Source organism: Planococcus donghaensis MPA1U2 (genome assembly GCF_000189395.1).
In the GTDB taxonomy this organism is placed as follows: domain Bacteria; phylum Bacillota; class Bacilli; order Bacillales_A; family Planococcaceae; genus Planococcus; species Planococcus donghaensis_B.
In genome coordinates, this window is sequence record NZ_AEPB01000003.1 from 32,996 (window position 1) to 44,155 (window position 11,160).

At 39.1% G+C, this 11,160-nt stretch carries 14 protein-coding genes; 2 read left to right on the top strand and 12 right to left on the bottom strand.

Annotated features, from left to right (window positions below; genetic code table 11):
* Nucleotides 1–73 precede the first annotated feature (73 nt).
* The 3 genes from GPDM_RS16920 to GPDM_RS16610 all read right to left on the bottom strand — a co-directional run bounded on the left by GPDM_RS16920 (nucleotide 74) and on the right by GPDM_RS16610 (nucleotide 1,934).
* The gene (locus GPDM_RS16920) at nucleotides 74–349 is read right to left on the bottom strand and encodes a hypothetical protein (protein ID WP_272941504.1); all 276 of its coding nucleotides are present in this window, start codon (nucleotides 347–349) and stop codon (nucleotides 74–76) included.
* A 13-nt stretch (nucleotides 350–362) separates the two neighbouring features.
* Nucleotides 363–1,703, bottom strand: a complete 1,341-nt coding sequence (locus GPDM_RS01390) for an ABC-F family ATP-binding cassette domain-containing protein (RefSeq protein WP_272941505.1) — start codon at nucleotides 1,701–1,703, stop codon at nucleotides 363–365.
* A 93-nt stretch (nucleotides 1,704–1,796) separates the two neighbouring features.
* Nucleotides 1,797–1,934: a hypothetical protein gene (locus GPDM_RS16610; protein WP_008428194.1), complete on the bottom strand. Its 138-nt coding sequence runs from the start codon at nucleotides 1,932–1,934 to the stop codon at nucleotides 1,797–1,799.
* A 171-nt stretch (nucleotides 1,935–2,105) separates the two neighbouring features.
* Between GPDM_RS16610 and GPDM_RS01395 the strand changes: the two genes are divergently transcribed.
* Nucleotides 2,106–2,417 (top strand): hypothetical protein, encoded by a 312-nt coding sequence (locus GPDM_RS01395; RefSeq protein ID WP_008428196.1) that lies wholly within the window; start codon nucleotides 2,106–2,108, stop codon nucleotides 2,415–2,417.
* A 36-nt stretch (nucleotides 2,418–2,453) separates the two neighbouring features.
* Here GPDM_RS01395 and GPDM_RS01400 read toward each other — a convergent pair whose 3' ends face one another.
* The 9 genes from GPDM_RS01400 to GPDM_RS01435 form a co-directional block, all read right to left on the bottom strand.
* Nucleotides 2,454–3,392 carry a magnesium transporter CorA family protein gene (locus GPDM_RS01400; protein WP_008428199.1) on the bottom strand — a complete coding sequence of 313 codons (939 nt, stop codon included), beginning with the start codon at nucleotides 3,390–3,392 and terminating at the stop codon, nucleotides 2,454–2,456.
* 59 nt (nucleotides 3,393–3,451) lie between these two features.
* Nucleotides 3,452–3,619 carry a hypothetical protein gene (locus GPDM_RS16685; protein ID WP_008428202.1) on the bottom strand — a complete coding sequence of 56 codons (168 nt, stop codon included), beginning with the start codon at nucleotides 3,617–3,619 and terminating at the stop codon, nucleotides 3,452–3,454.
* A 77-nt stretch (nucleotides 3,620–3,696) separates the two neighbouring features.
* Nucleotides 3,697–4,104 carry an NUDIX hydrolase gene (locus GPDM_RS01405; protein ID WP_008428204.1) on the bottom strand — a complete coding sequence of 136 codons (408 nt, stop codon included), beginning with the start codon at nucleotides 4,102–4,104 and terminating at the stop codon, nucleotides 3,697–3,699.
* Nucleotides 4,105–4,249: 145 nt separating this feature from the next.
* Complete coding sequence (locus GPDM_RS01410; protein WP_008428208.1) at nucleotides 4,250–4,723, bottom strand: GNAT family N-acetyltransferase; 474 nt, start codon at nucleotides 4,721–4,723, stop codon at nucleotides 4,250–4,252.
* Between the two features lie 159 nt (nucleotides 4,724–4,882).
* Nucleotides 4,883–5,737, bottom strand: coding sequence for a twin-arginine translocase subunit TatC (gene tatC, locus GPDM_RS01415; protein WP_008428210.1), 855 nt, complete (start codon nucleotides 5,735–5,737; stop codon nucleotides 4,883–4,885).
* 10 nt (nucleotides 5,738–5,747) lie between these two features.
* A complete protein-coding gene (gene tatA, locus GPDM_RS01420; RefSeq protein ID WP_008428212.1) occupies nucleotides 5,748–5,972 on the bottom strand; it encodes a twin-arginine translocase TatA/TatE family subunit in 225 nt (74 codons plus the stop codon).
* Between the two features lie 18 nt (nucleotides 5,973–5,990).
* On the bottom strand, nucleotides 5,991–7,703 hold the full coding sequence (locus tag GPDM_RS01425) for a GMC family oxidoreductase (protein WP_008428214.1): 1,713 nt from the start codon (nucleotides 7,701–7,703) through the stop codon (nucleotides 5,991–5,993).
* 19 nt (nucleotides 7,704–7,722) lie between these two features.
* Nucleotides 7,723–8,478: a gluconate 2-dehydrogenase subunit 3 family protein gene (locus GPDM_RS01430; protein WP_008428216.1), complete on the bottom strand. Its 756-nt coding sequence runs from the start codon at nucleotides 8,476–8,478 to the stop codon at nucleotides 7,723–7,725.
* A gap of 170 nt (nucleotides 8,479–8,648) precedes the next feature.
* On the bottom strand, nucleotides 8,649–9,419 hold the full coding sequence (locus GPDM_RS01435) for a LysM peptidoglycan-binding domain-containing protein (RefSeq protein ID WP_008428218.1): 771 nt from the start codon (nucleotides 9,417–9,419) through the stop codon (nucleotides 8,649–8,651).
* 238 nt (nucleotides 9,420–9,657) lie between these two features.
* On the opposite strand from GPDM_RS01435, the gene GPDM_RS01440 reads away from it, so the two are divergent.
* Entirely contained in the window at nucleotides 9,658–11,157 is a 1,500-nt protein-coding gene (locus tag GPDM_RS01440) for a BCCT family transporter (RefSeq protein ID WP_008428219.1), read from the top strand.
* Nucleotides 11,158–11,160: the final 3 nt, after the last annotated feature.

Here is an 11,160-nt window from a genome sequence, read left to right on the forward strand (position 1 = left end):
TTCCACCTTATTTCTTAGTTTCTACAAATTTATGTGTCTCTATTATGCCATAGCTCCACAAAATTCGTCGTTCTTATTCAATTTGTTTTAAAGAATTCATCGATTTTTCTCGTGCAGTTGAATAGCCTTCATCAAACCGTTCGATTGTTTCGTGTTTAAGCCAATAAGTAACTGGAAATAGCTTGTCTAAGAAATAACGATCGTGCGACACCGCAATAATTGTGCCCGGAAATTCACTTAACGCCTCTTCCATAACTTCTTTTGCTTCTAAATCTAAATGGTTGGTTGGTTCATCTAAAATGAGCAAATTATGATGTTGGTGCATCAATTGGGCGAGCCGCAACCTCATTCGCTCTCCGCCACTAAGTTGTCGTACTGGCTGAAATACCATGTTCCCAAAAAATAAAAATTGAGCGAGCATCGTATTCCGAAACAGCAATTGCTTCACGGAATTCTTCAATGATAGTTCTATCATTATCCATCTCTAACGTATGTTGAGATAAATAACCGATTGATAAGCGACTTCCTAACTTTACTTCTCCAATATCAACTGATTCTTTTCCAACCATCATATTAAGCAACGTGGTTTTACCTGCCCCATTTGACCCAACAATCGCCACCCGTTCTCCGTAACGGATGTGCATGGAAATGTCTTGAAACAACATACGCTCTCCAAATTCTTTCCACACCCCATCGAGGTAAACAACATCTTTTCCGCTGCGTTCATCTATTTTCAAGTTTAATGCCATCTGTTTTTTTGATAACACAGGGCGGTCGAGAACTTCAATGCGATGCAACGCTTTTCCCATACTTTTCGCTTGTCGGTGCATGCCGGCATTAGGTGGATTTGCTCGATTGGCCCATTCTTTCAACCGTTTAATCGTTTCTTTCATCTTTTGGATTTTCTTTTGCTGATCTTGGTATTGCTGAAACTCTATTAATAAGCGAGCTTCCCGTTCTTTGACATAGCTCGAGTAATTTCCAGCGTATCGAATTAACTCCCCTTGGTCCAATTCCCAAATATGCGTAACCGTTTCATCCAGAAAATAGCGATCGTGAGATACGAGGACAATTGTTCCTTTGTAGTGGCTAATAAATGAACCAAGCCATTCAATTGCCTCTAAATCCAAATGATTAGTCGGTTCGTCGAGCAATAACAAATCTGGTTTTTGTAAAAGTAATTTTGCTAATCCAATTTTTGTCTTTTCTCCCCCACTTAAATGTCCCCATTGTTCAAATTTTAATGATTTAATTTTTAAGCCATTTAACACTTGGTCAATTCTCATATCGATGTCATAACCACCGCGTTGGATAAAATCATCTTGAATTGTTCCGTACCGAAGGAGCAGACGTTCCATTTCATCCGGATCGACATTTTCCATCTGTTTTTCCATCTTGGTTAGCTGCTGTTGCAAAGCGTTTAACTCTATAAAAGCAGCCTTTAACAATTGGTCTACTGTCTGCGCTTCCTGTTCATCAGGTGATTGTTCTAACAAGCCGATGTTACTGCCTTTTTTCCACGTCACCACTCCTTCAGTCGGCTGTAAAGTTCCTGCAAGCACATTTAATAACGTGGACTTTCCTTCCCCATTTCTTCCAACAAGTCCAATACGTTGACCTTCGATGACCTCACCTTTTATATGATTGAATATCTTTTGTGTAGCAAAATGGCACATTAATTGTTGAAACTGACTAATAATCATCTTTCTCTTCCTTTCTAATGAAGAGACCTGCACACAAAAAAGGCACGCCAAGAGGCATGCCTTTTTTAAAATCCGATTGTAGGCAGATGTCCCTTACTGGTAATATTCACTCAATTTTGTTGGCTGAAAAAGAACAGACTTCTCCCGTCCAGCTACTCCAGTGAAAGTAACGCCATGAAGAATGTATAGATATTCCTGACACTCTGTCATGCGCTTACCAGTTTGATTCATCTTACCCACCTCCTTTATATAGTCTCTCCATCATACAATTCTAATCAAACTGCGTCAATGCATTGACGGAATATTCATTTTATATAAACTTATCAAAAAAAGAGGTATATGCTCTTTAAAATCGGGGTAAATATAGAATAAGAGCTATTCAGTTGAAAGGGGAATCAGATAATGTCTATATACTCTAAATTGACTTTTGACAACGATACCCGAAAAGTAGAAAAAGCATTAAAAAAGTACGAAGCTAAAAAAACAGAAGCCTTAGTATTGCTTGCTGAAATCGACATGCTCGAAAAAATGGAAGATGTTGAAGACGCTGAACTGTGGAAGCGACAATCTATGAAAGAGAAACTCGTGGCAGTCGAAAGACAGCGAAAAGAGTTGAAAGCATTAATTACTGATTATATTGAAAAACATGGTGATCAAGATTTACATCCTTATACTGAACTATTGCAAGAACTTGAAAATGATAAAGCAAAATAAGACGAAAGCAGGGATCCATGAGGTCCTGCTTTCGTCTTATTTTTTCCTAGATGCACTTTTCCCAATCGACTGCAAAATATCTCCCATCCAACCTTTTTGCTTAAGATATAAGTAGAGAACGAATGTCGACCCTAAAATAATTAACATCGATCCAAGATATCCAAACTTCCACTTTAGCTCAGGCATATTTTCAAAATTCATGCCCCATAATGCTCCCCAGGCCATAACTGGTGTAAACAAAGTAGTTAAGACCGTTAAAGTTTTCATGATTTCATTGCCACGATAATTGGCGACTACGTTTTCGATATCAACCATATTATTCACTTCATCTTCATAAGAATCAACAAGCATCACACAACGCTCTATACGAGTAGCTGTTCGACGATACTCCACTTGTTCTGTAACATCTTTTCCAAAGGTTTCTTCAATAGCCATTTTAATTTCTTGAAACCCCATAATCAAATGCTTCCACAATAAAATTTCATGGCGAATGTTCTCGATTTCTCCCAATGTTTTTTTATTGTTTTGTTCTTTAATTGCCCATAACAAGTCATGAAGACGTTCTTCAAAGCTATCTATTTTATGCAAAATCGATGCGACCATTTCCCCAAGAATAATCATCATGACTTCCACTGAAGATGCCGCACTTTCCATTTGTTTTAAAATTTCACCTTTACCTAAATCTGCTTCTTGTTCAAAATCGAATTTACTGGTGACAAAAATATGCTTCGACAAATAGAAGTGAAACACCTCACGAGATTCTTTGGAAGTTGCACTTTGTTTGTATATTAACGAGCCCCATAAAGACTCTTTGCCTCTGGATACAGTATGTGTATGAAGAATATTAACTGCTGGATTTTTTGATTGATCAATCCAGTTCTTCATTTTTTTATTTTCTGGAAGGTATTTACGAAAGCTCGCACCTTCAACATCTTCTTCGTGCCAGATTGCATGTGTGAAAACATATTGAGGCATGGAACAATCCCCTTTCAGGAGTGGATACGATGCAAAAAGCAAGCCAACACTTGGCTTGCCTACTCTTTCTCTTGCGTATTGTCTCTGTATTTTTCATTTGAGTTTTCTTTATACTCTAAGTCTCTGTCCGGCATCGGATCAAATTCTTTTTCGGGCGGCATATTCCGCCGTGGTTCAACTTCTGGAATCAGTTGCTCTCCTTCTTTGTTTTCACGGTCTTTCTTCATCCAAACCACCTCCTTGGATTGCTGTTACACCGTAATTACCCGTTCTCTCTATTTATAATCACGCCAAAAACATCTAATTACTGTATTACTAAAGATTCAATTAGCTCAGCATCGTCTGGATAAGCCATTTCCAACTCCCGTATTTCAGCAACCGGTTTCCATGCCACATCAGCAATCCATTCATCTTCTTCATGAAGAACAATTTCTCCACCTGTCACTTCTACTTTGAAATAAATCACTTCAAAAGATACTTTCGAATCTTCATATTCTCCTGTACGAGTGTGTAACGTTTCCACAACTTGAACGGTCAATCCGGTTTCTTCGAAAAATTCTCGAACGCAACATTGTTCAACCGTTTCGCCTCCTTCAATTCCACCTGCTGGTACTGTCCACTTTTTTTCTTCTCCAGGTACTCCCTGCAAAACTAACAGCACTTCGTTTTTTTCATTGACACAGACGCCTGCTGCGCCTTTCCAATTTGACATTTCCACGGAATCGCTCCTATCCTATTTTCAAATTAATCAGCTCTTTTTACGTTACCACACATTTCAACAAAACCGGACGGGCTTCTCCAAATAATTCTAGACATGATAAAACGGCTTGCAGCTGCAAGCCGTTTTTATGAAGGTGTTACTCAGCCTTTTTTCGTTGTTCCTGTTCTAAAACCATGCCGTGTGTAGCTTCCGGTAATCCAAGATCTCCTGAAAAACCATTTGCTCTATAAAAAGCATCGGCTGCTGAAGAATCTGTTCTGACGACAAGTTCATGGAAATGGCCTTTCGCATCTTCAACAATTTTTTGCAATAACTTTGTGCCAATGCCTTGTCTACGGGAATTTGCAGAAATATAAAACCTCCGAAGTCTCCCGACTCCATCTTTACTCGAATACGGGTCACGATTTAATCCGCCAATTGCTACTAACTGGTCGTGATGATCCCATACTCCGTATAATACTTCCGCCGGCTTATTAAAGGTATTGCTACCATCTTCATACTGGTCTACAAGCCTCCTTAAAAAACGATAGCCTTCCGCTTCACTTTCTTCTACCAGTTTTGAAACGTCTAGCTTTTTCAAATCTTGGATTTCTTTGATTTCTACTGTCATGTCGCATCCTCCTCATAATGGATATACACTTTCCACTTACGGATTTACTGACGATCACCTGCTCTTTTAGTGTATAGCAGTTATCGTGTAATTGCCATTAAATATCAGAATTTTCATGCAACTAAAAGGAGACTACAAATTTGTAGCCTCCTTTGTTATTTACAATACGGTATTTTCGATCGTCTCTTTTCGTTGTTCTGTTTTTTTAATGATGAAAATACTCGTTTCATAAAGTCCCGCCATCGGAATCAGCACTAGCAACTGACTTAAAAAATCCGGTGGGGTAATCAATGCCGATACAACAGCTAGTACAAGATAGGACCACTTTCTGACCTTTTTCATCGACAAAGAAGTTAAAACGCCAATTGATGATAAAAACAAGGCTATAATCGGCATTTCGAATAACAGTCCGAGTGGAATTGTTGTCATGATGAGAAAATGAATGTATTCATTTGCTGAAATCATTACATCAAAATTCGCCATCCCCATGCCAATTAAGAATTGAAAGCTTAACGGATTAACAATAAAGTATCCAAAAGCAATTCCTAAAATAAACAACAAAAACATCACCGGTGAGTACAAGCCGAGAAAACGCGCTTCTTTTTCTTCCAACCCTGGTTTCACAAATTTCCAAATAAAATGAATTAGAAATGGTAAAGATAACCCTAAAGCTAATGTTGCTGATATAGAAGTATAAAATTTAATCACTTCTAGAGGTCCCAAAATCACCAAATTATTTCCCTTTACAATAAAAGGAAACCAAAAATTCAAAGTCGAAAAGACCACTACTAGGAAAAACAAAAATACTATCGCACTTTTAATAAGTTGTTTACGCAATTCTCCTAAATGGTCAACTAAAGTTTCAACTTGCACCTCTGACTCTTCCACCGGTGGTTCCGGTTCATTACTAGGAGGTTCCGGCATTTTTGCCGAAACCTTTTCCGCAGGCTCCTCTAGTTGTACCGTTTTTTTACGTAACGGGCTTATTAACTTTCTGTCTCCGTACGGATCCATTTAACCACCTTCATAGTTTCTCAGATTTTTTCAAGTCTTTCTCTTCAACCGTGTCTTTTTTTACCGTCTCTTCGTCATCATCATCCATCAATCCTTTTGTTGATCGTTTGAATTCAGCGAACGTTTTACCGACTGCACCACCAATTTCAGGCAATTTCTTTGGTCCAAATATAATTAACACAATTACCAAAATGATGATTAAGCCCGGTACCCCTATTGAAGCTAATCCTCCCATAATGTTTCTCCTCCTTTATTAAGCAAGTGAACCACCTTCACGGCTATAACGAATAACACCTTCTGCACAGCGATAAGCCAAAGCTCCGACAGTTCCTGTTGGATTGTAGCCGCCGTTATGAGCAAAGTTGCCCGCGCCTACGACAAATAGATTTTCCGCATCCCAATGTTGCAAGAAATTATTGACGACACTAGTAGCCGGATCAGCTCCCATAATCGTGCCGCCTGTATTATGAGTTGTTTGGTAAGGAACGATATCATAATCCGTAAGTTCACCCCCGGCCGCAACCGTTTTGGCACCCATTTCTTTTACGATTGCCTCTGCTTTTTCAGTAATATAACTATGAAGAGCACGATCTTGATCTGTAAAATTATAATTTAACTGCAAGAGAGGAACTCCATAAATATCTTTATACGTACCGTCTAAGGTTAAGAAGTTTTCTTTATGTGGCATTGAAGCCCCTTGGCCACCTACACCTTGTATTCTTGTGAAATTTTCAATAGATGCCCGTTTAAAATCTGCTCCCCATGAGGGAGTACCCGGTGGTGTTGGATTAGAAAGGATTGGACGAGAACCAGTTTGTGTTGAAGATATACTTGCACCATGAATAAAATCTAGATCTCCATGGTCAAAGGCATCACCATTAAAGTCATCAATTGTCATACCAAGAGCGCCTGCTCCCATAAAGGTATTCGATTGTTCATCAAAAAAACCTGAAGCTCCAGGAAGAATTTGATATGCGTAATTTTTACCTAACGTTCCTTGGCCTGTTTCTGGGTCGTACTGCTGTCCTATATTAGAAACCATCAATAATTTCGCATTATTCATTACATAACTCGTTAACACTACAGCATTAGCCGGTTGGATAAATTCCTCAAAAGTTACAGTATCATAATATCTGACACCAGTTACTTTATCGCCTTCTTTTATGACTTCCACAACGTTTGCATTAAACCGAACTTCATAATTTCCTGTTTCTTTAGCTGCGGGTACTACCGTTATTTCCGGAGAAGTTTTGGCTCCGTACTCACAACCGAAACGCTCACAAAATCCGCAATATTGGCATGCATTGATTTTTTGTCCATCTGGATTCTCATAAGCTTCTGACAAATTGGCAGAAGGCATCATAAATGGTGTATATCCTAAATTTGATGTAGCAGTTTCAAAACGTTGTAACATTGCTGTTTTCTTCATAGGTGGCGTTGGAAAATCACTTGATCGTTTGCCCCAAAACGGGTTTTTATCTTCACCCGAAATACCAACGGTTTTTTCAAAACGATCGAAATAAGGCTCTAATTCGTCGTAAGTAATTCCCCAGTCTTGAATGGTGTAATCAGCCGACAGTTTATTTGCTCCGTATTTTTTATCTGTCATTGTTTTTATTTCAAAATCATACGGAAGAAAACGCCAAGTCTGCCCATTCCAATGCGTACCTGCTCCACCTAATCCTTCCCCTAACAAAAATGAACCTAATTGTCGCATTGGTAGAGCACGCTGTTTCCGATTATTACGAAATGTAATGGTTTCCTTAGATAAATCCTGCATCAATTCATAGCGAACTGCGTAGCGATATTCGTCATGAACCATAGTGAAATCCTCTGTTCCACGTTCTCGCCCCCGTTCTAGTCCCACTACTTTAAGTCCTTCTTTTGCACATTCAGCAGCAATAATTCCTCCAGTCCACCCTACCCCTACCGTTACAACGTCCACACTGTCCAAAGTTGTCACCATAACGATTCCTCCTTGTCGTTTAATGCTCCATGCCTATTGATTTCGGATCCATTTCCACAAAATCTTCGCTTTCAATCTCGTCAATATAAGCCATTTGATGTCCAGGAAACCCTTTCATCCGCCAGCCATCCATGTTGATATTCCCTCCGTATATTGGATCTGCGTATGCGCCTTCTAACGTTGCCTGTCGTAAGAGACGGAAGAAAAACTGGGATTCTACACCTCTCATGGCGATTTCATTGTCTTGAAAAGCTGTTAAAATTTCATCCATTTGTTCGCCTTCTAAATCAACAAATTTTGCATCAAATCGACTTTGCGCTTCTTGTTGCATTAGCTGTATCCCTTGTTGGAACATTTCATTTCGTTTTAAACGGCTTTGATACCCTTGCGTAGGTTCTCCTTCGAAAAAAGGACCTTGCATATATTCTTTGGAATTTTCACCATAACTTCCTGCTAACTGGCCATCAATAAAATAAGGTACACCTAGCCCAATTGCCCCTGGTCCTAGATCATCTTCTGGAAAAATCCGTTCCGTAGCTTGAGATAAAATTTCAAACTCTGCCATACTTTTAAAAAATGTTAATCCTCTTACGCTACCAGATGAAGATCCTTTTGTTTCGTCCGAATTGCCCGGAGCAGTCGTTCCAGTATCTTTCGAATTTGTGTTAGCTCCGATTAACCCACCAATAATTCCTCCACCAATCAAAGCACCCGTCGCAATACCTGAAGTTTTCAAGAAGTCTCGTCGTGAAAAATTCTTATCTTTTCCCGCCATTTCACAAACCTCCCTTTTGATATAAAAGATTATTCTGAATATTCAATACTATAACTCTTAAAACACCCTTTTTGCAACCAAACTTAAAAATTTTAGAAATTTACATTAACTTAAAAAGACAAAAAAAGAGCCAAGGGAATTGAACACCTCGGCTTTGTAGCATAATTATTTTAGTTTAAGACTTTAATTGTAATGTTTTTGCGACCCCATTGTAGAGCTTCGCTTTGTGTTGGGATAAAGACATCAATCTTGTTACCTTTGATTGCGCCGCCAGTATCGCCAGCAATTGCTTCTCCGTAACCTTCAACCCAAACTTTTGAGCCAAGTGGAATAACAGAAGGATCTACTGCGATTACTTTTTGGTTAGGATTTGCACGAAGGTCAATACCTGTCGCTGTAGTTCCAGAACATCCTGCACAATAAGCAGTATAAGCTGTCGCAGAAACTGTCATTGTTTTACCAGTTTGTGTTGAAGCTTGTGTTGGTGCTTTCTCAGCAGGCGCACTTGCTGGCGCTGGTGCTGGTGCAGTAGATTTCGCTGGTGCTGGTGATGCGGTACCACCTTTAACTGTAAATGTTTCACCAGGATAAATTAGAGTACTAGAAATACCGTTCCAGCTCATTAGGCTGTCTACTGAAATTCCATGAGCACTTGCAATTTCAAATAATGTGTCTCCTGATTTCACTGTATATGTTGAGTTGTCTGATGTTGTTTTTGATGTTGCTTGCCCATCAATTTCAAGCGCTTGATTTGGGAAGATTAAATCTGATGATAGATCATTCCACCCTTTTAAGCTTTCTACTGATACGTTGTTGTCTTGCGAAATTCCCCATAGAGTGTCACCTGATTGAACTGTATATGATGATGAAGCGCTAGCTGTTGTAGCTGCTCCCACACTTAATGCTGCGATAGCAGTTAGTGTAACGATTTGCTTTTTCATAAATTGAAATTCCTCCTTTTCACTAACAAAAACTATACTAACACCTCGACATGTCAACAACATGTCAAAACGACAGATAGAACATAACAATTTCATGACACAGAATTTCACTTTATTACAAAATGTAATATAACTAATAATGGCTACATATTAAAAAAATCAATGGCAACCCGTTTAAACTTTAGAAATCCGGGAAAATGAAAAAGTTATTTAAAAGAAACGAAAAGGAGAGAGACTATTGAAAAATGTGACGATTGTTTTTTGGACTTCATTATTAATTTGTTTAGGCATGCTTGTCTGGGGTCTTATCTCCCCAGAAGGCTTTAAAATCCAAACAGGTGAATGGACTTCTGCTATTTCCAGCACGTTTGGTTGGTATTATCTTTTAACCGTATTCTTAATTTTGACTTTCTGTGTCTATTTAATCTTTTCTCGATTTGCGAATTTGAAATTAGGAAAACCTGGCGACAAGCCCGAGTTTTCCCTTATCTCTTGGTTTGCGATGCTATTTAGTGCAGGCATGGGGATGGGATTAGTTTTCTGGACAACCGCTGAACCGATTTCCCATGCCTTTAAAAATGCTCCCAAGTCTGAACTCGGATCAGATCAAGCGATTCAAGAAGCGATGCAATTTTCTTTTTTTCATTGGGGATTACATGCATGGGCCATCTACGGCATCGTTGCGTTAGTGTTAGCTTATTTTAAATTTCACAACGATGCACCCGGCTTGATAAGTGCTACACTCATCCCCTTATTCGGAAAAAAGCTAATGGCAGGTCCATTAGGAAAACTAATTGATACACTAGCTGTCTTTGCCACTATTATCGGTGTGGCTTCGACTCTTGGATTTGGATCGGCGCAAATCAACGAAGGTTTGTCATTTCTGTTCGGCACACCGAATACATTTGCTTTCCAATTGCTCATTCTCGCGGTGACGACCGTTCTTTTCATCGGATCAGCTTGGTCAGGTATTGGCCGCGGCATTAAGTATTTGAGTAACATCAATATGATTCTTGCTTTTATCTTGCTTGTGTTGCTGTTAATTGTTGGTCCAACACTTTATATTTTCAATTCATTTACCGATACAATTGGACGATATTTAACTAACTTCTTTTCGATGAGTTTTAATTTGGAACCAGTCAACGAAGATCAACGTGCGTGGGTCGATGGGTGGACAGTGTTTTACTGGGCTTGGTGGATTTCATGGGCTCCGTTTGTTGGAATCTTTATCGCCCGTATTTCTCGAGGACGTACCATTAAAGAATTTATGCTAGGCGTCTTATTGGTTCCTTCGTTAGTATGCTTTATTTTTTTCGCTGTGTTTGGCGTTTCTGCGTTGAACCTTGAGCAAAACGGTATTGCTAAAATTTCCGAATATAGTATTGAAACGGCAACTTTTGGCGTTCTGCAGTATTATCCACTTGGAACTTTGCTGTCATTTATTACATTGTTCGTTATCGCGATTTTCTTTATCACTTCTGCCGATTCAGCGACATTCGTGCTCGGTATGCAAACAACCGGTGGTATGTTAAATCCTCCGAACCTTGTAAAAATTACGTGGGGTATTATCCAATCATCGGTTGCCGCTATTGTCATTTACACAGGTGGTACACAAGGTCTTCAAAATGCTTTGATTATTGCGGCGTTGCCTTTTTCTGTCGTCATCCTCTTAATGGGTGTGTCGTTCCTCAAGGCCGCCGCACAAGATCCATTAGTTAAAACTTCTAAAAAACAATAAAAA

Excerpts from the sequence above, each read along its gene's own strand:
- GPDM_RS16920 (WP_272941504.1), bottom strand. The coding sequence starts at position 349 with ATGAGGTTGCGGCTCGCCCAATTGATGCACCAACATCATAATTTGCTC.
- GPDM_RS01390 (WP_272941505.1), bottom strand. The coding sequence starts at position 1,703 with ATGATTATTAGTCAGTTTCAACAATTAATGTGCCATTTTGCTACACAA.
- GPDM_RS16610 (WP_008428194.1), bottom strand. The coding sequence starts at position 1,934 with ATGAATCAAACTGGTAAGCGCATGACAGAGTGTCAGGAATATCTATAC.
- GPDM_RS01395 (WP_008428196.1), top strand. The coding sequence starts at position 2,106 with ATGTCTATATACTCTAAATTGACTTTTGACAACGATACCCGAAAAGTA.
- GPDM_RS01400 (WP_008428199.1), bottom strand. The coding sequence starts at position 3,392 with ATGCCTCAATATGTTTTCACACATGCAATCTGGCACGAAGAAGATGTT.
- GPDM_RS16685 (WP_008428202.1), bottom strand. The coding sequence starts at position 3,619 with ATGAAGAAAGACCGTGAAAACAAAGAAGGAGAGCAACTGATTCCAGAA.
- GPDM_RS01405 (WP_008428204.1), bottom strand. The coding sequence starts at position 4,104 with ATGTCAAATTGGAAAGGCGCAGCAGGCGTCTGTGTCAATGAAAAAAAC.
- GPDM_RS01410 (WP_008428208.1), bottom strand. The coding sequence starts at position 4,723 with ATGACAGTAGAAATCAAAGAAATCCAAGATTTGAAAAAGCTAGACGTT.
- tatC (WP_008428210.1), bottom strand. The coding sequence starts at position 5,737 with ATGGATCCGTACGGAGACAGAAAGTTAATAAGCCCGTTACGTAAAAAA.
- tatA (WP_008428212.1), bottom strand. The coding sequence starts at position 5,972 with ATGGGAGGATTAGCTTCAATAGGGGTACCGGGCTTAATCATCATTTTG.
- GPDM_RS01425 (WP_008428214.1), bottom strand. The coding sequence starts at position 7,703 with ATGGTGACAACTTTGGACAGTGTGGACGTTGTAACGGTAGGGGTAGGG.
- GPDM_RS01430 (WP_008428216.1), bottom strand. The coding sequence starts at position 8,478 with ATGGCGGGAAAAGATAAGAATTTTTCACGACGAGACTTCTTGAAAACT.
- GPDM_RS01435 (WP_008428218.1), bottom strand. The coding sequence starts at position 9,419 with ATGAAAAAGCAAATCGTTACACTAACTGCTATCGCAGCATTAAGTGTG.